The sequence below is a fragment of the Microbacterium sp. MM2322 genome, assembly GCF_964186585.1.
Lineage (GTDB): Bacteria > Actinomycetota > Actinomycetes > Actinomycetales > Microbacteriaceae > Microbacterium.
The window spans coordinates 256,981-279,777 of the sequence record NZ_OZ075067.1 but is presented as its reverse complement, the minus strand read 5'-3'; the positions used below and the strand labels follow the sequence as shown (position 1 = coordinate 279,777).

At 67.3% G+C, this 22,797-nt stretch carries 23 protein-coding genes and 3 tRNA genes; 16 read left to right on the top strand and 10 right to left on the bottom strand.

The genetic code is table 11. The annotated features are described in order from the left end of the window. Nucleotides 1-13 precede the first annotated feature (13 nt). The 6 genes from folB to tilS all read right to left on the bottom strand — a co-directional run bounded on the left by folB (nt 14) and on the right by tilS (nt 5,439). On the bottom strand, nt 14-379 hold the full coding sequence (folB, locus tag ABQ271_RS01345; protein WP_349309773.1) for a dihydroneopterin aldolase: 366 nt from the start codon (nt 377-379) through the stop codon (nt 14-16). After that, nucleotides 376-1,185 carry a dihydropteroate synthase gene (gene folP, locus ABQ271_RS01340; RefSeq protein ID WP_349309772.1) on the bottom strand — a complete coding sequence of 270 codons (810 nt, stop codon included), beginning with the start codon at nt 1,183-1,185 and terminating at the stop codon, nt 376-378. The genes folB and folP overlap by 4 nt, the downstream gene beginning before the upstream one ends. Continuing rightward, nucleotides 1,182-1,772, bottom strand: coding sequence for a GTP cyclohydrolase I (folE, locus tag ABQ271_RS01335; protein WP_349309771.1), 591 nt, complete (start codon nt 1,770-1,772; stop codon nt 1,182-1,184). The genes folP and folE overlap by 4 nt, the downstream gene beginning before the upstream one ends. 10 nt (nt 1,773-1,782) lie before the next feature. Then, nucleotides 1,783-3,786, bottom strand: coding sequence for an ATP-dependent zinc metalloprotease FtsH (gene ftsH / locus ABQ271_RS01330; protein ID WP_349309770.1), 2,004 nt, complete (start codon nt 3,784-3,786; stop codon nt 1,783-1,785). Between the two features lie 69 nt (nt 3,787-3,855). Further along, nucleotides 3,856-4,407 carry a hypoxanthine phosphoribosyltransferase gene (gene hpt, locus ABQ271_RS01325; protein ID WP_349309769.1) on the bottom strand — a complete coding sequence of 184 codons (552 nt, stop codon included), beginning with the start codon at nt 4,405-4,407 and terminating at the stop codon, nt 3,856-3,858. 9 nt (nt 4,408-4,416) lie between these two features. After that, nucleotides 4,417-5,439, bottom strand: coding sequence for a tRNA lysidine(34) synthetase TilS (gene tilS, locus ABQ271_RS01320; RefSeq protein WP_349309768.1), 1,023 nt, complete (start codon nt 5,437-5,439; stop codon nt 4,417-4,419). Nucleotides 5,440-5,618: 179 nt separating this feature from the next. Here tilS and ABQ271_RS01315 point away from each other — a divergent pair, with 179 nt between their 5' ends. After that, nucleotides 5,619-6,152, top strand: coding sequence for an inorganic diphosphatase (locus ABQ271_RS01315; protein WP_349309767.1), 534 nt, complete (start codon nt 5,619-5,621; stop codon nt 6,150-6,152). Between the two features lie 56 nt (nt 6,153-6,208). Here ABQ271_RS01315 and ABQ271_RS01310 read toward each other — a convergent pair whose 3' ends face one another. Then, a complete protein-coding gene (locus ABQ271_RS01310; RefSeq protein WP_349309766.1) occupies nt 6,209-7,669 on the bottom strand; it encodes a M23 family metallopeptidase in 1,461 nt (486 codons plus the stop codon). Between the two features lie 210 nt (nt 7,670-7,879). On the opposite strand from ABQ271_RS01310, the gene ABQ271_RS01305 reads away from it, so the two are divergent. The 3 genes from ABQ271_RS01305 (at nt 7,880) to ABQ271_RS01295 (ending at nt 8,188) form a co-directional block, all read left to right on the top strand. Further along, nucleotides 7,880-7,952, top strand: a tRNA-Glu gene (locus tag ABQ271_RS01305). Between the two features lie 21 nt (nt 7,953-7,973). Next, nucleotides 7,974-8,047, top strand: a tRNA-Asp gene (locus ABQ271_RS01300). A gap of 68 nt (nt 8,048-8,115) precedes the next feature. Next, nucleotides 8,116-8,188 (top strand) — tRNA-Phe (locus tag ABQ271_RS01295). A 234-nt stretch (nt 8,189-8,422) separates the two neighbouring features. Here ABQ271_RS01295 and ABQ271_RS01290 read toward each other — a convergent pair. Then, nucleotides 8,423-9,886 carry a P-loop ATPase, Sll1717 family gene (locus tag ABQ271_RS01290; RefSeq protein WP_349309765.1) on the bottom strand — a complete coding sequence of 488 codons (1,464 nt, stop codon included), beginning with the start codon at nt 9,884-9,886 and terminating at the stop codon, nt 8,423-8,425. A 911-nt stretch (nt 9,887-10,797) separates the two neighbouring features. Between ABQ271_RS01290 and ABQ271_RS01285 the strand changes: the two genes are divergently transcribed. The 4 genes from ABQ271_RS01285 to ABQ271_RS01270 all read left to right on the top strand — a co-directional run bounded on the left by ABQ271_RS01285 (nt 10,798) and on the right by ABQ271_RS01270 (nt 13,651). Further along, a complete protein-coding gene (locus ABQ271_RS01285) occupies nt 10,798-11,370 on the top strand; it encodes a TIR domain-containing protein (protein WP_349309764.1) in 573 nt (190 codons plus the stop codon). Beyond that, nucleotides 11,367-12,530, top strand: coding sequence for a toll/interleukin-1 receptor domain-containing protein (locus ABQ271_RS01280; protein ID WP_349309763.1), 1,164 nt, complete (start codon nt 11,367-11,369; stop codon nt 12,528-12,530). The genes ABQ271_RS01285 and ABQ271_RS01280 overlap by 4 nt, the downstream gene beginning before the upstream one ends. Nucleotides 12,531-12,540: 10 nt before the next feature. Beyond that, nucleotides 12,541-13,191 (top strand): hypothetical protein, encoded by a 651-nt coding sequence (locus tag ABQ271_RS01275; protein ID WP_349309762.1) that lies wholly within the window; start codon nt 12,541-12,543, stop codon nt 13,189-13,191. A 310-nt stretch (nt 13,192-13,501) separates the two neighbouring features. Continuing rightward, the gene (locus ABQ271_RS01270) at nt 13,502-13,651 is read left to right on the top strand and encodes a hypothetical protein (RefSeq protein ID WP_349309761.1); all 150 of its coding nucleotides are present in this window, start codon (nt 13,502-13,504) and stop codon (nt 13,649-13,651) included. Nucleotides 13,652-13,675: 24 nt separating this feature from the next. On the opposite strand, the gene ABQ271_RS01265 is transcribed toward ABQ271_RS01270, so the two are convergent. After that, nucleotides 13,676-14,428 carry an MBL fold metallo-hydrolase gene (locus tag ABQ271_RS01265; RefSeq protein WP_349309760.1) on the bottom strand — a complete coding sequence of 251 codons (753 nt, stop codon included), beginning with the start codon at nt 14,426-14,428 and terminating at the stop codon, nt 13,676-13,678. Between the two features lie 54 nt (nt 14,429-14,482). Between ABQ271_RS01265 and ABQ271_RS01260 the strand changes: the two genes are divergently transcribed. The 5 genes from ABQ271_RS01260 to ABQ271_RS01240 all read left to right on the top strand — a co-directional run bounded on the left by ABQ271_RS01260 (nt 14,483) and on the right by ABQ271_RS01240 (nt 18,460). Beyond that, entirely contained in the window at nt 14,483-15,082 is a 600-nt protein-coding gene (locus tag ABQ271_RS01260; RefSeq protein ID WP_349309759.1) for a class I SAM-dependent methyltransferase, read from the top strand. Between the two features lie 294 nt (nt 15,083-15,376). Further along, entirely contained in the window at nt 15,377-15,949 is a 573-nt protein-coding gene (locus ABQ271_RS01255; protein WP_349309758.1) for an alternate-type signal peptide domain-containing protein, read from the top strand. Between the two features lie 62 nt (nt 15,950-16,011). Further along, nucleotides 16,012-16,620, top strand: a complete 609-nt coding sequence (locus ABQ271_RS01250) for a hypothetical protein (protein WP_349309757.1) — start codon at nt 16,012-16,014, stop codon at nt 16,618-16,620. 62 nt (nt 16,621-16,682) lie between these two features. After that, the gene (locus ABQ271_RS01245; protein ID WP_349309756.1) at nt 16,683-17,888 is read left to right on the top strand and encodes an RICIN domain-containing protein; all 1,206 of its coding nucleotides are present in this window, start codon (nt 16,683-16,685) and stop codon (nt 17,886-17,888) included. Nucleotides 17,889-17,890: 2 nt separating this feature from the next. After that, nucleotides 17,891-18,460 (top strand): signal peptidase I, encoded by a 570-nt coding sequence (locus ABQ271_RS01240; RefSeq protein WP_349309755.1) that lies wholly within the window; start codon nt 17,891-17,893, stop codon nt 18,458-18,460. 3 nt (nt 18,461-18,463) lie between these two features. Here the strand turns inward: ABQ271_RS01240 and ABQ271_RS01235 are convergent, their stop codons facing one another. Next, complete coding sequence (locus tag ABQ271_RS01235) at nt 18,464-18,598, bottom strand: hypothetical protein (RefSeq protein WP_255209195.1); 135 nt, start codon at nt 18,596-18,598, stop codon at nt 18,464-18,466. A gap of 51 nt (nt 18,599-18,649) precedes the next feature. Between ABQ271_RS01235 and ABQ271_RS01230 the strand changes: the two genes are divergently transcribed. The 3 genes from ABQ271_RS01230 (at nt 18,650) to ABQ271_RS01220 (ending at nt 22,792) form a co-directional block, all read left to right on the top strand. After that, nucleotides 18,650-19,402 carry a DeoR/GlpR family DNA-binding transcription regulator gene (locus ABQ271_RS01230; RefSeq protein WP_349309754.1) on the top strand — a complete coding sequence of 251 codons (753 nt, stop codon included), beginning with the start codon at nt 18,650-18,652 and terminating at the stop codon, nt 19,400-19,402. Nucleotides 19,403-19,463: 61 nt separating this feature from the next. Next, on the top strand, nt 19,464-21,506 hold the full coding sequence (locus ABQ271_RS01225; RefSeq protein ID WP_349309753.1) for a bifunctional aldolase/short-chain dehydrogenase: 2,043 nt from the start codon (nt 19,464-19,466) through the stop codon (nt 21,504-21,506). Between the two features lie 41 nt (nt 21,507-21,547). Next, entirely contained in the window at nt 21,548-22,792 is a 1,245-nt protein-coding gene (locus tag ABQ271_RS01220) for an alpha-hydroxy acid oxidase (RefSeq protein ID WP_349309752.1), read from the top strand. The last annotated feature ends 5 nt before the right edge of the window (nt 22,793-22,797 follow it).

Sequence of the window (22,797 nt, the reverse complement as noted above, 5' to 3'; positions counted from 1 at the left end):
GCAAGGCGTCGGCTCATGCGCGGGACCGCCTCACGGTGACGGCGACGTCGTCGAACGGAACGGGGATGGGCGCGGCGGGCTTGTGCACCGTGACGGCGACGGCGTCGACGAGGGGCCACCCGGTGAGGACGGCCGTCGCGATGCGGTCGGCAACCGTCTCGATGAGGTCCACCGGATCGCCCGCGAGGATCGCGGCGACCCGCTCCGCCACCTCGCCGTAGTGCACCGTGTCGACGACGTCGTCGCTCGCCGCGGCCGGGGCGAGCGACAGCGACAGCACGACGTCGGCGATGAACTCCTGACCGTCGCGGCGCTCGTGGTCGTACACGCCGTGGAACCCGGTGGCGCGGATGCCGGTGATCGAGATCTCGTCGGTCATCCTTCACCCTCCCATGCCGTCCGCACCGCGAGGGCCAGGCGGGTCGCGGCGACGTCGTGCACGCGGACCGCCCACACGCCCGCCTGCGCCGCGAGGACGCTCGTGACCGCCGTGGCGAGGTCGAAGCGGTCCTCGCCGGTCAGCTCGATTCCGGCGCCCGATGCGGCGACCACCAGCATCCGTTTGCGGCTCGTTCCGATGAGGACCCGGTGCCCGCTGGTCACCAGCTGCGCGAGGCCGCGCACGACCTGCCAGTTCTGCTCGGGCGTCTTGCCGAAGCCGAAACCCGGGTCGACGACGATGCGGTGATCCGGGATGCCGGCCGCCCGCGCCGCGGCGACGCGCTCACCGAGTTCGCCGACCACCTCGCCGACGATGTCGTCGTAGACAGCGGTGCGGTACATGTCGGCGGAATGGCCGCGCCAGTGCTGGAGGACGACGTCCGCCTCGGTCGCGGCGACCGCGCTCATCATGTCGGGGTCGGCGAGACCGCCCGAGACGTCGTTGACGACGCGCGCACCCGCGGCGACAGCCGCAACCGCGGTGGCCGCGTTCATCGTGTCGACGCTGATGGTCGCGCCCTCGGCGGCGAGCGTCTCGATGACGGGCACGATGCGTGCCTGCTCCTCGTCGGCCGTCACCCGGGTCGCTCCCGGACGGGTCGATTCGCCGCCGATGTCGAGCAGGTCGGCGCCGTCGAGCCGGAGCGCGCGACCGTGCGCGACGGCAGCCTCGTGGGACGCGTAGCGCCCGCCGTCGCTGAACGAGTCCGGCGTGACGTTGACGACCCCCATGACGAGGGTCATGTCCGGCCGCCCGTGAGGAGGGCGAGGGCCTCCGCGCGCTCCGCCGCCTCGGTGAACACGCCGCGAGCGGCGATGGTGACAGTGGATGCCGAGGGCTGGCGCCCCCCGCGCATCGTGACGCACTCGTGCACCGCGTCGAGTACGACGAGCACTCCGCGAGTGTCGATCGAACCGGCGATCGTGTCGGCGATCTGCTCGCCGAGACGCTCCTGCACCTGCGGGCGCGCGGCGAGGATGTCGATCACCTTCGGCAGAGCACCGAGTCCGACGACCTGCTCGCCGGGCAGGTAGGCGACGTGCGCGTGACCGGCGAACGGCAGCAGGTGGTGCTCGCACACGGAGCGGAAGCGGATGTCGCGGAGCATGACCGCCCCCGAGGGAAGCGTGTCGGGCGCCGGGCCCCGCGCGACGGAGATCGTGTGCGCGAGGGGAGCCGCGGCATCCTCACCCACACCCGAGAAGAACTCCGCGTAGGCGTCGGCGACGCGTTGCGGGGTCAGCTTCAGGCCGGGGCGTTCCGGATCCTCACCGATGGCCTCGAGCAGTTCCCGAACCAGTTCGGAGACGCGCGTGCGGTCGACCGCCATGCGCGCCGCCTCAGGCCGTCGCGGGTCGAGCCTGTCCCGTCGCGTGGCGCGCGGGAGAAGTCTCGGGGGCCGTCTGCTCGGCCTCGGTGTTCGCCGCGACGGGGGCTTCCGCGCGACGCGGAACCTCGACGGGAGGAAGGGTGGAGACGGGACGCTCGCTGCTCGAGAGCCACTGCGGGCGCGGGGGCAGACGCGTGATGTCCTTGAAAATCTCGGCGAGCTCGATGTGGTCGAGCGTCTCCTTCTCGAGGAGGGCGAGGGCCAGGCGGTCGAGGACCTCACGGTTCGCGTTCAGCACCTCGTAGGCCTCGTTGTGGGCCTGCTCGATGAGTGCGCGCACCTGGGCGTCGATCCGTTCGGCGACCCGCTCGCTGAAGTCGCGCCCGTGACCCATGTCGCGGCCCATGAAGACCTCACCCGACGACGAGCCGAGCTTGACCGGGCCCACGTCGGTGGTCATGCCGTACTCGGTGACCATCTTGCGGGCGATGCCCGTGGCCTTCTCGATGTCGTTCGATGCACCCGTGGTCGGGTCGTGGAAGACGATCTCCTCGGCGACGCGGCCGCCCATGGCGTATGTCAGCTGGTCCTGCAGCTCGTTGCGGGTGATGGAGTACTTGTCGTCGAGCGGCAGCACCATCGTGTATCCGAGCGCCTTGCCGCGGGGAAGGATCGTGACCTTCGTGACGGGGTCGGTGTTGTTCATCGCCGCGGCAGCGAGGGCGTGGCCGCCCTCGTGGTACGCCGTGATGAGCTTCTCCTTGTCCTTCATGACGCGCGTGCGGCGCTGCGGACCGGCGATGACGCGGTCGATCGCCTCGTCGAGGGCGCGCATGTCGATGAGCTGCGCGTTGGAGCGCGCCGTCAGGAGAGCGGCTTCGTTCAGGACGTTCGCGAGGTCGGCGCCGGTGAAGCCGGGCGTCTTGCGCGCGATGACGGCGAGGTCGACCGAGGGCGACAGCGGCTTGCCGCGGCCGTGCACCTCGAGGATGCGCTGGCGGCCCTTGAGGTCGGGGGCGTCGACGCCGATCTGACGGTCGAAGCGGCCCGGACGCAGCAGCGCCGGGTCGAGGATGTCGGGGCGGTTGGTGGCCGCGATGACGAGCACCGACACCTTGGGGTCGAAGCCGTCCATCTCGACGAGCATCTGGTTGAGCGTCTGCTCGCGCTCGTCGTGCCCGCCACCCATGCCGGCGCCGCGGTGGCGACCGACGGCGTCGATCTCGTCGATGAAGATGATGGCCGGAGCGTTCTCCTTGGCCTCCTTGAAGAGGTCGCGGACACGGCTCGCGCCGACACCCACGAACATCTCGACGAAGTCCGATCCCGAGATCGCGTAGAAGGGAACTCCTGCTTCGCCGGCGACGGCGCGGGCGAGCAGGGTCTTGCCGGTTCCGGGAGGGCCGTACAGCAGCACGCCCTTCGGGATGCGGGCGCCCACGGCCTGGAACTTGGCCGGGTCCTTCAGGAAGTCCTTGATCTCCTGCATCTCCTCGATGGCCTCGTCGGAGCCGGCGACGTCGGCGAAGGTGACCGTGGGGGTCTCCTTCGTCACGAGCTTCGCGCGCGACTTGCCGAACTGCATGACCTTGCTGCCGCCGCCCTGGGCGCTGGAGAGCAACCACCAGAAGAGCAGACCGAGGATGAGGATGGGGAGGAGGATCGAGATGAGGCTGCCGAACCAGCTCGTCTGGGGCACGACGTCGTTGAAGCCGTCCTTCGGGGCTGCGGAGTTCACCGCGCTGACGACTTCCTCGGCGCGGGGCGTCAGGTAGTAGAACTGCACGTTCGTCGAGCCCTCGAACGCCTTGTCGAGCGTGAGGTCGACCCGCTGGTCGCCGTCCGTGAGCACCGCCTGCGAGACGGTGTCGCCGTCGAGGAGCTTGAGCCCCTCCTGCGTGGTGATGCTCTTGGCGCCGGTGAGGTTCGAGATCAACGTCATGCCGATGATCAGAAGAACGCCGATCAGCACCACGTAGACGAACGGGTTGCGGGAGAGCTTCTTGACGTTCATGGTGCGTTCAGGCTACCCCCGGAGCGCTATGCGGGGTCTGTGCGTTCGTTTTGGGCGTACCGCGCGGATTCAGGAGTAGACGTGGGGGGCGAGGACCGCGACATCCCGCAGGTTGCGGTACTTCTCCGCGAAGTCCAATCCGTACCCCACGACGAACTCGACGGGGATGTCGAATCCGACGTAACGGCAGTCGATCTCGACCTTGGCCGCCTCGGGCTTGCGCAGCAGCGCCAGCACCTCGATCGACTCGGCGCCGCGCGAGGCGAAGTTCTCGAGCAGCCAGCTGAGGGTGAGGCCGGAGTCGATGATGTCCTCGACGATCAGGACGTGCTTGCCGGAGATGTCGGTGTCGAGGTCCTTGCGGATCTGCACGACACCGCTCGACTTGGTGCCGGCGCCGTACGACGACACGGCCATCCAGTCCATCTCGATCGGGCGCTTCAGTGAACGCGCGAAATCGGCCATCACCATGACGGCGCCCTTCAGCACTCCGACGAGCAGCAGCTCCTTACCCTCGTAGTCCGCTTCGACCCGGCGGGCGAGCTCTTCGAGCTTCGCCTGGATCTCCTCCTCGGTGACGAGGACATCGGTGAGCTGGTCGGCGATCTCGGCTGCGCGCATTGCAGAAGTCTAAAGACCGCGATCGGATGCCGGGACCGCAGCCCCCGCGCCTGCCCCCGTGAACTCGATCATCGCGCCGACGCGGCGGGCGCGGCATCCGGGCAGGTCGATGGGTCCCTGCCCCGACCAGTCGGTGACGAGGCGGGCGACTTCGAGCGTCTGGCTGCGGGTGAGCGAGACGTGGAATTCGCTCGCGACGACGTGCCGGATGATGCGGTGCCGGAGCGCGGGCGGATTTGCGGCGAGCGCGGCGACCGAGACGGCGATGCCGGCCTCGGCGTGCTCGACGATGTCCTCGATCGTCTCGTCGATCATGTCGTCGAAGGCCTCGGCATCCTCCCGCAGTTGGGCGGCCGTCCGGGCGAGGGCCTCGGCGATGCCCGGTCCGAGCTCGGATTCGAGCATCGGCAGCACCGTCTCGCGGACGCGCACCCGCGCGAAGCGGGGGTCGAGGTTGTGCGGGTCGTCCCACGCTTCGAGTCCCTGCGCCGCGCACGCCTCGCGGGTGGTCGCGCGTCGCACCTCGAGCAGGGGACGGAGCAGCGGAACGCCGTCGATGTCGGATGCCGCCGCCATACCCTGCAGGCTGCCGGCACCGGACCCGCGGGCGAGGCCCAGCAGCACCGTCTCGGCCTGGTCGTCGAGGGTGTGCCCCACGAGCACTGCGGCGGCCTGCGCGTCACGCGCGGCATCCCGGAGGACCCCGTAGCGGGCCTCACGTGCAGCTGCTTCGGGGCCGCCGTCGGCGCCGACGGTGACGCGCACGATGAGCGGGTCGACTCCGAGGGCGGCGGCCGCGCGGGCGGCGCGGACCGCGATGTCCGCCGAGTCGGCCTGCAGTGCGTGGTCGACGGTGACGGATGCCGCTCGAAGCCCGAGCTTCGGCGCCTCGAAGCCGACCGCGGCGGCAAGGGCGAGGGAGTCGGCGCCGCCCGAGAGCCCGACGAGGACGACAGCCCCTTCGGGAAGACCCGTGAGGGCGGCACGGACGGCGCGGCGGACCTCGGCGACGGCGGGATTCAGGGAGGGCACGGCTCCACCGTACCGACGGGTGCCTGGTCCACCCCCGGGTCTGCGGACCGTTCTCCGGATGGACGCCCAGACTTCGCCCTCGGGAGGCGGGGAGGGCGGATCCATCCGGAGTACGGCACGGGCGGCCTCGCCAGTAGGCTGGTCGGCGCATCCCACCGGACTTTCTAAGGAGCACAGGTATGGGCGCCTACGACGCCGTCATCGAGATCCCGCGCGGCAGCCGCGTGAAGTACGAGGTCGACCACGGCACAGGCCGCGTCTTCCTCGACCGCGTGCTGTTCACCCCCATGGGTTACCCCGCGAACTACGGCTTCTTCGAGAACACCCTCGGCGAGGACGGCGACCCGCTCGACGTGCTCGTCCTGCTGGACCGTGAGATCTACCCGGGTGTGCTCGCGAAGGTCCGCCCCGTCGCCGTCCTGAAGATGAGCGACGAGGCCGGCGGCGACGACAAGGTCGTCGCGGTCCTGGCCAAGGACCCGCGCTGGGCGCACATCCAGGACGTCGACGACATCGACGAGTGGACCAAGGGCGAGATCGGCCACTTCTTCGAGCGCTACAAGGACCTCGAGCCCGGCAAGTGGGTCAAGGTCGACGAGTGGGCCGGCGTGGCTGAGGCCGAGCGCCTGGTCGGCGAGGCTTTCGAGCGCTTCGAGCAGCACGAGGGCGAGACTCGCACGCAGGGTGAGGGCGAAGCGCCCAGCACGCTCTGACGTGAAACGACGAAGGGTCGGATGCCGCTCGGCATCCGACCCTTCGTCTTGTCACGTCAGACGCTGACGCCGCGGTTCCGCAGGAACGGTGCCGGGTCGACCCGCACGCCGCCGAGGTAGACCTCGAAGTGCAGGTGGCAGCCGGTGGACGCGCCGGTGCTGCCGATGTAGGCGATCGTCTGGCCGGCGCGGACGTAGTCGCCGTACCCGACGTTGTAGCCGCCGCTGATGATGTGCGCGTAACCGGTGACCGTTCCGTCGCTGTGGCGGACCTGGATGTAGTTGCCCCAGGCGCCGCTGTATCCGGCGAAGATGACGGTGCCGGATGCCGCGGCGTAGATGGGCGATCCGCAGGGGTTGGCGAAGTCGATGCCGCGGTGCCCGCTGGCGGTGCAGCCACCGGAGGAACAGATGCTGCCGCGGACGCCGAACCAGGAGCTGATCCAGCCGTGGGCGGGTCGCACCCAGCCGGAGCTCTGGACGACGCCGCCGCTTCCGCCGCTGCTGCTTCCGCCGCCGCCACCGGAGGACCCGCCGCCGCTCGAGCCGCCGCTGCCACCGTTGTTCGCGTTCGCTGCGGCTTCTTCGCGGCGGCGCTTCTCTTCGGCGAGGCGGCGCGCTTCTTCTTCACGGGCTTTGCGTGCCGCTTCTTCGCGCGCCTTGCGAGCTGCTGCTTCGCGGCGCTTGCGCTCCGCTTCGACGCCGGCCTTGTACGCGACGACGGTCTTCGCGGTGGTGTCTTGGAGGGCCTGGAGCTGGGCTTCGAGCACCTCTCGGTGCTCGTTCTGAGCGGCGAGCGCGGCCTGGGCGGCCTGGGCGGCCTCCTGCGCAGCCTGCATCTTCTGCTCGGCCTCGACCTTGCGCTTGTCGCGCTCCTCGCGGGCGACGGCGGCCTGGTTGGCGAGGTTCTTCGCGCTGTCGCGCGCCCCGACTGCCTCGGCGTACACGTCGCGGTTGGCGTCGACGAGGCGGTCCATCGTGCCGAGTCGGCCGAGGAGGTCGTCGGCGCTGGCGGACGAGTCGGAGAAGAAGAGCTCCATGGTCGCGTCGCCCTTGCCGGAGCGGTACTGCTGCGCGGCGAGCACGCCGAGCTTGCTGGCGGCTTCGTCGGCGATCGCCGTCTGGGCATCCGCTTGGGCTTGGAGCGATTCGGCTCGGGCTGCCGCGTCTTCGAACGCGATGAGGGCGTCCTGGTACTCGACTCCGAGGCGCTCGGCTTCGGCCTGCTTCGCGACGACGTCATTCTGAAGCGACGAGATGAGGTTCTGGATGCGGGTGATCTCAGAGCCCTTGGAGGCTTCGTTCTGGCGGGCCTTCTGGACGTCGTCCCAGCTGGGATACGAGGTGGCGGCGAAGGCCGGGAGGGCGAACCCCACACCGGTGGATGCCGCGGCCACACCGAGGACGCCGAGCCCCAGGGCATTGCGACGGCTGATTCGAGAGGCGAACGAGCGCGCCTCTTCGGCGGTCGGCGCGCAGCCGCAGTCGGCACCGGTCGCTTCGGGTAGGTCGATCACTGCACACACCCTTCCCTCAGCCAGATGGCGTGCTGATCCGCACATCACACTAGCAACACTGGTCACATTCGTCACAGGGAGACTGCTGTGGGCACCGTCATCCTGCCCTCGTTTCGACGCGGGCAACGTGGGGCGCGCCCTCGATTGGCACATTCGTCAGGGATCACATATGCTTGACCCTCGGTAAGCGTGATCCCCTCGGGGTCGCTCGGCCCCATCGTTTAGCGGCCTAGGACGCCGCCCTTTCACGGCGGTAGCACGGGTTCGAATCCCGTTGGGGTCACTCCCACAACTTAATAAGCATGGCCCTGTAGCGCAGTTGGTTAGCGTGCCGCCCTGTCACGGCGGAGGTCGCGGGTTCAAGTCCCGTCAGGGTCGCTCTAAGCGACGAGCCCTTTGTTTTCAGAGGGCTTTTCGTCTAAGACGTGGCACTTCTGATGCCATGAGGCTCTGTAGCTCAGTTGGTAGAGCGCACGACTGAAAATCGTGAGGTCACGGGATCGACGCCCGTCGGAGCCACACGGACCGTCGTTACAACGGTCCTAGGAACCCTCGCGAAGCTTCTATTCGCGGGGGTTTCGCCTTTTCCCTGCTGAGATACAAATTTGCGTCTCTACCGGCGTCAGGCTCAGCATCTGTCGCTTAGCGGGTGAAGTAAGTTCATTCGCGGAGCGCGCGCGGATGCAGAGGCTGCAGCCACCTGGGTGGGCCCGTTGTCAAGCCGAAGCTCTTTCAAAGATGGGCGAGGACCCGTCACCAGTTGAGATTCAGCGCCGAGACCAACGCGTTGTGAAGCACATAGTCCGCGACGAAGGAGAACCCTCCGCCGGAGGTCTTGCGGAAGATGAAGTTCGTGTGCATCGACCCTGCGCTACGAGACTGCACTCCAAGTCCACCCGCTAGGAAAAGCTGGTTCAGCAGAGCCCTAAGCTCATGCTTCTCTACGATGCCGTCCAGCTCAGGTTTCAGCGCTTCCGCGTTGAAATGACGAGAACTCAGCACACTCAACGCATCGAAGAAGGCGGATACCTTGTCGCTCTGCCCTGGCAAAACATGGCTCAAGTTGTTTCGCATCTCGCGAATGAAGTAAGTGTCAGCGTACTGCTTGACCGCGGCCACGGCCGTCGACTCCTGAATCTGGCCGGCCCCCTGATGCAGCTTCTGAAGCGCGCCCATAAGGGCGACCAGATCGCGTGGGATCAGTCGCGTCTGCGCCAACAAGTACGAGGGCAGGTCGTTGTGGGGTCCGATACCGATCGGTTCAGCGAGATATGCCTTGCGCACGTCGCCGAGCGCGAGGCCCGTGTGTGAAGCCGGCACGGAGCTCTTTGCCTTGGCGCCAATTAGCTTCCAGAGATCCTCTCCCTTGCTCGTCCCGCCCCGACTCCAGTCGAGTTCGACCGCATGGTCACCGAGTTTCGCCGAGTCAGTACTGGGCAGCGACACGAACATGTCGTGCCTGATAGCCAACACGACAGAAGATCGAGCCTGTGTGTCTAGAAGGAAGTGATTGACCTCGTGAGAGGCATCGACAAGTGCGCCGAGGGAGTCCCGCTGATCCTGTGCTTGAGCGAAAAAGGAGTCAAGCCCATCTACCGACACGACATGTCGAGCGGAGGTCTCGATAAGGCCGATGGCGCGCCTCAGGAGGTCCACGACCTGCAGCGGGGTGGCTTCAGTCTCCTGCGTGCTTCCCTCAACGCCGAACATGAGCACACTGAACTTCACGGTCGTCTTCGACCAATCGAAGAACTTTGTGCGCAAGTCTGGTCCGCCGAGCAAACCAGCGGTGACGAGAGACTTGTGGAAGCCCGTGATGGGGGCCGGATAGGCGGCAGATTGATCTGCCATCAGAGATTCGAACACTCGTAGAAGGAGTAGGAATTCCCAGGCTGCCCGAGTGCTGGTCGGCCCCGGCGAGGTCCCCACCTGGATCTTCGTTACGTCCGCCACGGGAAAGCTTCCGAGATCCCACCGAGACAGGAAGCGATCGTGCTGTCCGTTCCATATGAGCCCGAGATGCTCCAAGCAGGCTGATTTACCTGCCCCCTTCGGACCGATCAGAATCCAAGCTTGACCTGACGCGACGTCGTAGGCCGCGTTCTCGAAGTCGAAGTAGCCGTTGATCAGAAGGCCCGGAGCACGCTTCGCTTCCTCGCGAGCGTCCAGGCGTCCGAAGTCGAGAGATGAGAACTGAGGAAACTTGGCGGCGACCATGCGATCAAAGTAGCGGCTATATCGCGTCGCGACCGTGCATCCGCGCCCCGCTTCCCCCTGCACGTCAGGGCAGTGAGTGAGGCAGCAGCCGCACATCGAATGCGCGGCAGACAGGGCGTCCGCGTCGTTCTGGCACGCGCACCCCCCACACGAACAGGGGATGCCGCTCGCGGGCAGGCCCAGGTCGAGGCACCAGGCGCCACTGACTTCAGACAGAATGACGTCGTATTCGATCCCGCCGAGCACAGCGCAGCGCCGTTCAAGAGGGCTCAACCTCGTTGACTCGCAGAACCCCGAGAGGATAGACCCGTCCAAAATGGCGGGACGGTTCGCGGAGGCTCGAAGAACGGCACGCGCGCTCGCAATAAGACACTTGGCGAACGCCGCATGACCCACCAACAAGCGCAGCCGACGAGATAGTGAGCTACCTTATCGAGCGCGCACAAGCACCTTCTCCCGGCCTCGTCATCGTTCTCTGGGCGTCATTATGGGGCGGTGATCGTTCGTGCACGAGGCGACGTCCAATCCGGCTCGAGACGCTGCGAGACGGCTCCGAGAGCGAGTTCGTTGATCCGGCAGAACGTGGTCAGGTCAAGGTCGGCGAAGGCAGCGTTGCGCACCTCGAGGACCTTCGGATAGGCAACCTACCGACTTCCATCGTGGAGGAGTTCGATGCCTATCCGACCAAAGCCGCTCGACCACTGAGTACACCTCAAATTCGAAGACCCTAAACGGGCCAACCCGGCGCCCCAGCTCACCCGGCGCTAGCGACGCCAACAGTCCTGTACAGCTGCGACCAGCCGCTGGTTGGCGATAGCCTGCGGGAGGGGGCGCTGCTGTCCGCGGCGTTCGACCACGAATCGACGCACCTGCAGTGCGGAACAGGGGGAACGATGAGCAGTAGATCTCAGATGCGCGAGGTCCAGATACTCGCGGAACTGGCCTCTCTGAAAAAGACCGACGACAGCCGCCACAAGTGCTTCGTTTCCTACCATGTCGCAGACCTCTTGGAAGTCGAGACCTTCGTCACAGACTTTGGCTCCGAGTTCATCCCACGGTCGGTAGGAGTCACTGAGGAAGACGACTTCGTCGAGAGCAATGACACCGACTACATCAAAAGACGCATTCGAGAGAAATACCTCGCCGATTCAACGGTCACTATCGTGCTTCTCGGAGCAGGAACCTGGGGCCGGAAGTTCGTTGACTGGGAGATCTCGTCAAGTCTTCGGAATGACGCCGTGAATCGCCGAAGCGGTCTTCTCGTACTGCCCCTGCCGTCGATGAACAACTCGGCCCATCTCCCAGACCGTGTCGGGGACAACTGGGTGAAAAACAACGAAGCCGCTTCCTACGCCTACTACCGGAGCTATCCCGCCACCTTAGAGTCCCTGCGAACCAGTATTGAGTCAGCATTTCAAGCGCGCTCAGCGAAGGCGACGTTGGTGGACAACTCCAGGGCTCTACGTCAGCGGAACTCGACGTGACCACGACATACGGCATTCGAGTGATCCACAAGGGCCGAGAGGGGGATGCTGGAACAATCAGCCAGGCCGTTGCGCAGGAGCTCTTGACACTGGGGTTGCATCGTTCGCTGACTGTGACCGTCTCGGAGAGCAGAACATCCGACACTAATCCGCATGTGTGCGTCTACCTGGGGGACGCGACCGCGAAAGCTGACCCTGATATCGCGGATGAGATCGCCTACGAACTCAACCGCGGAACCACGATTTTTCCGCTTGTCGACGACCTTGGACACTTCAGCGCGCAGGTTCCGAAGATTCTCGCCTTCGCTAACGCCATCGCATGGAACGGTCAAGAATCGCTCGGCCGAGTAGTGCGTGTGCTGTTCGAAGAACTGGGTATCGAAGACCGCCAGCGAAAGGTGTTCATCAGCCATCGCCGCGACGACGGGCTTGGCGCAGCCGAACAACTTCACGACAGGCTCACGCACTTCGGATTCCAGCCGTTCATCGACCGCTTCGCCATTCGTGAAGGTGCAGATGTGCAATCGGAAATAGCGAACGCGCTTGAAGATCATGCGTTCCTGCTCCTTCTGGAGACTCCGCTCGCTCACACTTCAGACTGGGTATACGACGAGGTCGACTATGCGCTCAGCCATACGATGGGTGTTCTCATAGCTCGCTGGCCGGGAGACGTGCAGGACGTGCCGGGGAGTTCTGGGATACCCCGACTACAGATAGGCGAGACCGAAATTGTTACTGACGAGCACAACTTCGATGTGTTCACTGAAGCCGGCCTCGATCGTCTAGTTTCGCGCGTCGAGGAAGCACACGCGCTTGGCTTGGTACGTCGGCGAAGAATGCTCGTCAAGAGCATCGAAGAGGCCGCCCGTGCGGCTGGTGTGGCGTCGTGCGTGTCGCTGCAGGACTGGCGGCTACTCGTCGAGACTGCCGAGGGGCGAATAGTCGTCGGTACTACACCGCGCTTACCGACGGCATCAGATCTGCAGGAAGTCGATGAGGTCGCCGCCGAGATAGGGGCGGAGCTTCCAGGCCTTCTTGTCCACAGCGCGCGGCTTCTGTCTGATCGGCTGAGCAGGCATCTTCAGTGGGTTTCGGGTGGGCGAAGGATGAGCATGATCCCAGAGAACGCGGTGGGCGGGTGGTGGACTCGTGGCAATTGATAGAGAACCGATGCGCGGCACCCGAGCCCCAGTGAAGGGTTCCATCTTCCTCTCTGGAAGCATCCCCGATGCAGCCCGTTGGCAAGGGGACTTTGAGCCGCTCGAGATCACGGATGCCGTTGTAGCCTTCGCACGCGCGTGTCTGACCCGCGAATTTCGGATCGTCACGGCGGCCCATCCAACTCTCGCGCCGTTGCTCATGTACGTCGCCGCCGAATTCCCATCGACCGACGAAGCAAGGATCGTGATCTACCAGTCCCAACTCTTTGAGACTGTCCTGCCGACCGCGACCCGCAGGTTCGAAGCCGATGGCGTGGGCGAGCTCATTTGGACCGAGGCAGTTGCGGGCGACGAGCCCACGCCTGGCCATTGGGAAGCGAGTCTGAGAGAAATGCGTTCCCGCATGCTGACCGAAACCAATCCACTGGCGGCGGTGTTCATCGGCGGCATGGAGGGGGTGCGCGAAGAGTTCTCCAGGTTCAGCGACCTCTTTCCGGGCCGCCCGAAGTATGCAGTCCGCCGGCCAGGAGGTGAGGCTGCTCAGTTGTCCCTCGAGGCTCAGAGGGCGAGCTCTTCAGTCAGCGATGCCGAGAACGACATTTCGTACCCGACGTTGTGGAATGGATTCCTCCGCGAGTTGGACCCGGACCAAAGGCAGTAGGGAGTTCTCGTTGCCGAAGGTATACGATTCTGGGCCGGTCTCGGGCCGGGAACTCGGTTGAAACTATCGAGAACCAGCGATCAGCAACTAGCACGACTTCCGGGGAATCACGCGGCAATTGAGCACTCGTGAGCACCCGTAAACCCGGCGAATACAACTGAAAATCGTGAGGTCACGGGATCGACGCCTGTCGGAGCCACACGGACCGTCGTTACAACGGTCCTAGGAACCCTCGCGAAGCTTCTATTCGCGGGGGTTTCGCCTTTTCCGAGCGGTAGACATTAACGCCGTGCTCCGCGATTGTGGACAGATGGATCCGTTCACCTCCGCCGTCCTCGCCGCGACTCTGCTCGCCGTCTGGAGCTACGTCACGTACATCGCGGTGCGTCGGGGTGTGCGCGATGGCCTCCTGGACAAAGAGCGTGACGCTGCGAAGAACGCCGCCGACAGCGTTCGATAGCCACCCCGCTGCCGAGAGCGCGCGTCAGGCGCTCAGCGTCTCGCCATCCTCCGGGACGTCGACGGACTCCGCGATCCCGTGCGCCTCGGCCGTCGCGCGCACGTCGTCGCGGGTGACGGTGCAGTGATCGAGTGCTTCCATGTGCACGGCGACGATGCGGGCGTCCGGCGCGAGGCGGTGCACGCGGACGACATCCTCGGCGCCCATCAGGATCGGGTCGAGGCCGGGCAGCACGGCCTCCCCGGTGTTCAGGACGATGACATGCGGCTCGTGGGCGGCGAGCGCCTCCTCGACCGCGGGGTGATAGACGGTGTCGCCGGCGATGTACAGCGTCTGCTCATCGGGGTGGGCGATAACGACACCCATGACCTCGCCGAGCTCGGCGGCGGCAACCGTCGTCTCCGAGCCGTGCAGCCCTCCCGTGCGGGTGAACGTCACGCCCTGCATCGTGGTCGGCTCGTCGAGGACGCTCACCTGCGTGAAGCCCGCCTCCTCGAGGACGGCGGCATCCGCAACGTGCTGAACGAGCACGGGAACCTCACGAGGGAGGAGGGCGGCGGCCGCGGCATCCCAATGATCGGAATGGGTGTGCGTGACCACGACGACCTCCGGGTCGAGCAGGTCCGCGAGGGGCACGACCAGGTCGACAAGCGGATTGCGGCGAGCGCTCGCGAAGCCGGGCTGCGCACCCTTTGCGCCGAGCATCGGATCGACGAGGATGCGGGTTCCCCCAACCTCGAGCAGAAGAGTCGCGTTGCGCACCTGGGTGATCTTCACTCCGGGATCGTCTCACGCGGTCAGAGCGGCGCGGCCGATCGATAGCCTCGCAGGATGACCCGGACGACCGACGCGTACTCGAACCGGGCGTCGGAGTACGTCGATCTCCTCGGATCCGTGAGCGCGATGCACCACGCCGACCGCCATCTCATCGAGACGTGGGGAGCCGCGGCATCCGGTCGGCTCATTGACGCGGGATGCGGGCCGGGCCACTGGACGCAGCACCTCGCGGAGCGGGGCGCCGACATCCGCGGCATCGACCTCGTCCCGGAGTTCATCGACTACGCCCGCGCGACCCACCCCGGCGTCAGATTCGACGTCGAGAGCATCGAGACGATCGACGCACCGGATGCCGCGGTCGGCGGCATCCTCGCGTGGTTCTCGACGATCCACCACGAGCCGTCGACGATCGCTGTTTCGCTCACCGAGTTCGCGCGCGTGATACGGCCCGGTGGATCACTGCTCCTCGGCTACTTCGACGCGGAACAGACCGAGGCTTTCGACCACGCGATCACGCGCGCATATCGCTGGTGGGCGAGCGACCTGCAGCGCGAGCTCGAGACCGCCGGGTTCGAGGTCATCGAGATCCACCGACGCGCAGAACGGGGCCAGCGGCCGGTCGGCGCCTTCCTCTGTGAACGCCGTCCCGACTGAGCCCCTACCTGCCAAACGTCCCCCAAGACGGCCGAAACGATTCACTCGCTCCCCTCGGCGTGTGATACTCAAGCCAAGCGGGTTCTTCTCAGCTCAACAGCTGTGGCCCGTGTGCAGATCATCGTCCCCTGCCTGTGCCATCTCTGTGGCATCTCAAGTGCTCCTTTCAGACGGTTTTCCTTCACCGCCCGCGACGCGAGTGACGCTGTGCATGCGCACGGCCTCTATCCGCTCGCCTCCTGAACGGTTCGTGGACACCGTGGCGCCCGTGACGGGCGCGCAGAAAGAACCCTCATGAACAACATCCTCAAAGGCACCATCGCGGCCGGCGCCGGAGTCGCCCTCCTCCTCGGCGGCGCGGGCACCTTCGCGCTCTGGAATGCAAGCGCATCCACCGCGGGCGGAACCATCGTCGCCGGCGACCTGTCGATCACCCCGGTCGCAGAGGCCCCGTCCTGGACGGTCAACGGCGGCTCGCCCCTCTCGAACCTCGACGGCTATCCGCTCGTTCCGGGTGACGTCGTCACCTACTCGACCGACATGACGATCACGGCCACGGGCGACAACCTCGTCGCCACGCTCGACATCGACCCGGCCTCGATCTCGCCGACATCCGCCACCGCACCCGCTGATGTCGCGCTCGCCGACTACCTCACCGCCAACGCGGTGCTCGATGCCACCGGCACCGGCATCTCCGCCGGCCCCGCCCCGTACACGGTGACCGCAGGCGCCGACGGCGTCTCGGAGGTCGTCTCGGTGGATGTGACCATCACGTTCCCGAAGAGCACCACCGCCGGCTTCGAGAACGACACGAAGCTCGGATCGGTCGACCTCGACGAGCTGGCTGTCACCCTCACCCAGAACTGATCGCGTCGGCGGATACGCCGGCACGATCACCAGACGACCGCGACACGAGAAGAGGTGAGAGCATGGGCGCGATTCCGGGCCGACGCGACAACGCCAGCGCTGCTGCGCGCCCTGCCTCTCGCCGCTTCCGTGGCCGAGGCATCGTCACGGCGGGTCTCCTGCTCTGCGCAGGCCTCGCCATCTCGCTGGCGTCAGGCGGCCTCGGCACCTACGCCCTCCTCGACGCGAGCTCACCCGCGGCGACCGGATCGGCGACTCTGACAACGGGCACCGCCGAACTCACCGTGTCATCCGTCGCGATGCCGACCGACGCGTTGTACCCGGGCAAGACGGCGACCGGACCGGTCACGGTCGCGAACACCGGCTCCGTGCCGCTGTCGATCGCCGTCTCGGGCTTGACCACCACAGTCGCGACCTCGCCGTTCCTGTCAGCCCTGACCTTCAGCCTCGGGGCTACGGCATCCGGCCAATCGTGCGCTGTGGGCAGCATCAGCGCGCTCTGGACGGGGACGCTCGCCTCCCCGAAACCCGGCCCCACCACACTCACCCTTCCCGCCGGTCAGAGCCGCGTCCTCTGCCTGTCGACGACGCTTCCCCTGACCGCCGCTGCGTCGACCCAGGGGCAGCCCGCGACACCGTTCGCGCTCCATCTCACCGGGACCCAGACGTGAGCGGCCGCCAGAAGGCCGCAACGCCTCGCCCGCCACGGCTGCGGCGAGCGATCATCGCTCTCGTGACCGGCCTGACCCTGCCTCTCGGCGTCCCCGCCACCGCCTCGGCGAGCTGGACGACCGCCGATCATCCGGCGACCACCGCGGTGTCGTCCGGCACCCTGACGATCACCGAGACCGGCTTCCCCGCGCTGGCCACGACCTACACGACCGCGGCCCTCAGTACGACCGCTCCCCTCACGCTCACCAACACCGGCAGCATCCCCGCCCCGTACGTCCTGCGACTCGCCGCCGACGACACCCCGCTGTCGCGGGCGACCGACGTCCACGTCTGGCTCGTGCCGACGCGTGCCAGCTGCACCGCCGGGGCAACCACCTCGGGGTCAGCGGCCACCTGGACCACGGTGGCCGCCCTCACCGGCACCCTCGCGCCCGCCGCCACCGCGGTCTACTGCGTGCGAACCTCGCTCACCCAGGCGCAGCGATTCGCGCTCGCCGGCGGACGCACCGCCGCGACCGCCGTCGTGACGGCCACACAGGGCGCATGGACCAGCACGGCGCGCTCGAGCGCCACCCAGACGGTCGCCGACACGGTCACCCCCGGAGCGACCACGAAGGTCAGCGAGACCGACGACAGCATCACGATCGCCTGGACGGCGCCGTCGGACTCGTCCGCCATCACCGGGTACCGCGTGTACCGGGGCTCCGCCCTGGTCGCCACGGTCCCGGCATCCCAACGTCAGTTCACCGACACCGGCCTGAACGTGTCGACCTACTACGCCTACACCGTCCGTGCGGTCGGCTCCACGGCCGGGGCGGTGTCACCGGAGTCCCCCGGCGTGCTCCACGCGACCGGGTGGCTCACCACCACCAGCGCCTACTCGATTCGCAACGTCGCCTCGCAGCGCTGCGTCGTGGGAGCGAGCGGATCGACCGTCGCCGGCGAAGACCTGGTCGACACGGCGTGCGCCGTCCGCTCGGACCAGCTGTGGAAGTTCGTCGTCGACGGCTCGTACCTGAAGATCAGCCCCCTCTCCTCGGCCGCCCTCTTCTGGGACAGCCCGAGCACACGCAACGCCATCCTCCGCACGACCAGCAACATCAGCGCGCAGAAGTGGGAGGTGGTGCCGATCGCCCCCGGTTCGGGCACGTTCCTCCTCCGCAACCGGAACGACCTGTGCATGGATGCCGCCGCGTCACCCGCGCTCCGCGTCACCGAATGCACGTCGTCGACGGCCCAGCAGTTCACGCTCCACAAGGGAGCCTGACCGTGTCGCCGGCATCGGGCGGCGGACTGTGGCGGTGGGTGTGGCGCGGCATCCAACTCGGCCTGCTGTTCATGGTGCTCGCACTCGCCGCCGTCGTCATCGTCGTTCCGCGGCTCGCAAACGCCATCCCGCTCACGGTGCTGACCAGTTCGATGGAGCCCGGGCTGCCTCCCGGGACCCTGCTGATCGTGAAGCCGGTCGACCCCGATGACATCCGCGTCGGCGAGGTCATCACCTACCAGATCCGCCCCAACGTTCCCGGCGTGATCACGCACCGGGTGACCGCGATCACCCTCGCCGCCGACGGCAGCCGGACCTTCACCCTGAAGGGCGACAACAACAGCGTCGCCGACAAGGACCCCGTCGTCGAGGGCCAGGTGATGGGACGGCTCTGGTACTCCCTCCCCCTCCTCGGCTTCGTCAACACCTCCACCGGCGGCAGCGCCCGGGCGTGGCTCATCCCCGCTGCCGGATCGGTCCTGCTGCTCTACGCGGGCATCACCATCGTGCGCGGCGTCGTCTCCGCCCGCCGCAAGAACGATGCCGAGCCCGTCGACGCCTCGACGGAGTGAGCGTCAGCGCGGCTCCGTCACACGCACGAGACCGCAGTCGAGGCACGACCACGCGACCGTGAACCGCTCGTCGTCGAGGATCTCGAAGCGGAGCGGATCGCCGCAGGTCGGGCACATCACCGCCGCACGCTCGCTCACCGCTCGAGCCTAACCGCGGGGGCACCACCCGGGCCCGGCTACCCTGATCGCATGCCGCAGTTGCTCAGCGCCGAACGGCGGTCGCTCCTCGTCGAGATGCTCGCCGAGTCCGGCAGCATCCGACTCGAGCCGGCCGCCGAGGCCCTCGGCGTCTCGGCGATGACGGTGCGCCGCGACCTCGACGACCTCGTCCGCGACGGGCTCGCGCGGCGCGTCCGCGGCGGGGCGGTCGCCGCCATCGTGCCGCAGGGCTTCACCGAGCGCATCGCCGCCCGGGGCGGCGCGAAGGCCGAGATCGCGCGCAAGGCCCACGACCTCCTCCCCCACGGTGGCGCCGCGGCGATGGATGCCTCGTCCACCGTCGGTGCCCTCATCGCCACCCTCGACGACAGCCACGAACTGCTCGTCGTCACGAACTCCTACGACAACCTCCGCACCGCCCAGGGCCGCCCCGCGGTCGACGCGATCCTCCTCGGCGGCCGCCTCGAACCGCGCACGGGCAGCTTCGTCGGCGCGCAGGCCTGCGAGAGCGCGGCCCGCTTCCACTACGACCGCTTCTTCACGAGCGCCGCCGCCCTCGACCCCTCATTCGGCACCAGCGAAACGACCCTCGAAGAGGCGGAGGTCAAGCGCGTCCTCTCCGCTCACGCGGACGAGACCGTCGTGCTCGCCGACGCATCGAAGCTCGAACGCCTCGCCGTCGCGCGCGCCCTCGAATGGGGCGACGTCGACATCCTCGTCACCGAGCTCGACCCCGCCGACGACCGCCTCGCCGCCTTCCGAGGGCTGGTCGACATCCGCTGACTCTGTTAGATTATGAAAGGTTTCACAACATCTTTCACGTCTGAGCCTCGCAGGAGAGTCGATGTCTTCCACGCCCACCGCCGCCGCCGAACTCATCGCGCGCAGCAACCGTCTCGGCTCCGACCCGAAGGTCACGAACTACGCCGGCGGCAACACGTCGGCCAAGGGCGTGGCGACCGACCCCGTCACCGGCGAGCCCGTCGAGCTCCTCTGGGTCAAGGGCTCCGGCGGCGACCTCGGCACCCTGAAACCCGAGGGCCTCGCCATCCTCCGCCTCGACCGCATGCGCGCCCTCGTCGACGTCTACCCCGGCGTCGAGCGCGAAGACGAGATGGTCGCCGCCTTCGACTACTGCCTGCACGGCAAGGGCGGCGCGGCGCCTTCGATCGACACCGCCATGCACGGACTGGTGGATGCCGCCCACGTCGACCACCTGCATCCCGATGCCGGCATCGCCATCGCCACCTCCGCCGACGGCGAGAAGCTCACCGCCGAGATCTTCGGCGAGAAGGTCGCGTGGGTGCCGTGGCGCCGCCCCGGCTTCCAGCTCGGCCTCGACATCGCCGCGATCAAGGCCGAGAACCCCGACGCGATCGGCTGCATCCTCGGCGGCCACGGCATCACGGCCTGGGGCGACACGTCCGAAGAAGCCGAGCGCAACAGCCTCTGGATCATCGAGACGGCCGAGAAGCACATCGACGACCACGGCGCGCCCCAGCCCTTCGGCGGCATCCGCTCCGACTTCGAGGCCCTCACCGACGCCGACCGTCACGCGAAGGCCGCGGCCCTCGCACCCACGATCCGCGGCCTCGCCTCGACGGACAAGCCGATGGTCGGCCACTACACCGACAGCGACGTCGTCCTCGAATTCCTCGCGTCCGAGAAGGCGCCCGCGCTCGCGGAACTCGGCACGAGCTGCCCCGATCACTTCCTCCGCACCAAGGTCAAGCCGCTCATCCTCGACCTGCCGGCATCCGCCTCTGTCGAAGACTCGATCGCCCGCCTCCGCGAACTCCACGAGGCCTACCGCGCCGACTACCAGGCCTATTACGACGCGCACGCGACCGCGGACTCCCCTGCGATCCGCGGTGCCGACCCGCTCATCGTTCTCGTCCCGGGTGTCGGCATGTTCAGCTACGGCGCGAACAAGCAGACCGCCCGTGTCGCCGGCGAGTTCTACGTCAACGCCATCAACGTCATGCGTGGCGCCGAAGCACTCTCCACTTACGCGCCGATCTCGGACGCCGAGAAGTTCCGCATCGAGTACTGGGCCCTCGAAGAGGCGAAGCTGCAGCGGATGCCGAAGCCCAAGACCCATCAGGGGCGCATCGCGTTCGTCACGGGAGCGGCATCCGGCATCGGCAAGGCGATCGCCACGCGACTCGCCGCCGAGGGCGCCTGCGTCGTCGTCGCCGACCTCGATCTCGAGAAGGCACAGGCCGCCGCGGCCGAGCTCGGCGGAACGGACGTCGCGATCGGCGTCGCCGCGAACGTGGCGGACGCCGCGGGTGTCCAGGCCGCGATCGACGCGACCGTCCTCGCCTTCGGCGGTGTCGACCTCGTCGTCAACAACGCGGGCCTGTCGCTGTCGAAGCCGCTGCTCGAGACCACCGAGAAGGATTGGGACCTGCAGCACGACGTCATGGCGAAGGGCTCGTTCCTCGTCGCGAAGGCCGCCGCGAAGGCGCTGATCGAGCAGAAGATGGGCGGCGACGTCATCTACATCTCGTCGAAGAACTCGGTCTTCGCCGGCCCCAACAACATCGCGTACTCCGCGACCAAGGCAGACCAGGCCCACCAGGTGCGATTGCTGGCCGTCGAGCTCGGCGAGCACGGCGTTCGCGTCAACGGCATCAACCCCGACGGCGTCGTCCGCGGCTCCGGCATCTTCGCCGCCGGTTGGGGCGCCAACCGCGCCGCCACCTACGGCGTCGAAGAGAAGGATCTCGGCCAGTTCTACGCGAACCGGACGATCCTCAAGCGCGAGGTCGTCCCCGAGAACGTCGCCGACGCCGTCTACGTCCTGACCGGCCCCGAACTCTCCCGCACGACGGGACTCCACATCCCCGTCGACTCCGGCGTCGCCGCCGCGTTCCTGCGTTAATCACGGCCCGCGTTCCCACCACACCGAGGAGGATGGTCGTCATGGTGCAGCGTCAATTCCCGAAGCCTGTCGAGCTGCTCGAGCTCATGCAGTTCAAGAAGCCCGAGCTCAACGGCACGAAGCGCCGACTGGATGCCGCGTTCACGATCGCGGACCTCCGCACGATCGCGAAGCGACGCACCCCCAAGGCCGCGTTCGACTACACCGACGGCGCTGCGGAGGGCGAGACCTCGCTCGCCCGCGCGCGTCAGGCGTTCGAGGACGTCGAGTTCCACCCCGACGTGCTTCGCCCCGCGGAGAACGTCGACACCTCGGTCGAGATCCTCGGCGGGCCGTCCGCCTTGCCGTTCGGCATCGCGCCGACCGGTTTCACGAGGCTCATGCAGACCGAGGGCGAGGTCGCGGGCGCGGGAGCGGCGGGGGCCGCCGGCATCCCGTTCACCCTGTCGACCCTCGGAACGACCTCGATCGAGGGCGTGAAGGCCGCGAACCCGCACGGTCGCAACTGGTTCCAGCTCTACGTCATGCGCGAGCGGGAGATCTCGTACGGGCTGGCGAAGCGCGCCGCCGAGGCCGGGTTCGACACGCTGCAGTTCACCGTCGACACCCCCGTGGCCGGCGCGCGCCTGCGCGACAAGCGCAACGGGTTCTCGATCCCGCCGCAGCTGACGCTCGGCACGATCGTCAACGCGATCCCGCGGCCCTGGTGGTGGATCGACTTCCTCACCACTCCGAAGCTCGAGTTCGCGTCGCTGTCGGCCACCGGCGGCACCGTCGGCGACCTGCTCAACGCGGCGATGGACCCGACGATCAGCTACGAGGATCTCGAGATCATCCGCGGCATCTGGCCCGGCAAGATCGTCGTCAAGGGCGTGCAGAATGTCGCCGACGCGAAGCGCCTCATCGACCACGGCGTCGACGGCATCATCCTGTCGAACCACGGCGGACGCCAGCTCGACCGGGCGCCGATCCCCTTCCACCTGCTGCCCACCGTGGTGCGCGAGGTCGGCAAGGACGCGACGATCATGGTCGACACCGGCATCATGAACGGCGCCGACATCGTCTCAGCCATGGCCCTCGGGGCGAAGTTCACCCTCATCGGCCGCGCCTACCTCTACGGCCTCATGGCAGGTGGGCGGGCGGGCGTCGACAAGACGATCGAGATCCTCCGGAGCGAGATCGAGCGCACCATGAAGCTGCTCGGCGTCGCCTCGATCGCCGAGCTCGAGCCGCGCCACGTCACCCAGCTGACGCGCCTCGCACCGATGCCCCGTTCCGACGCCTGACCGAG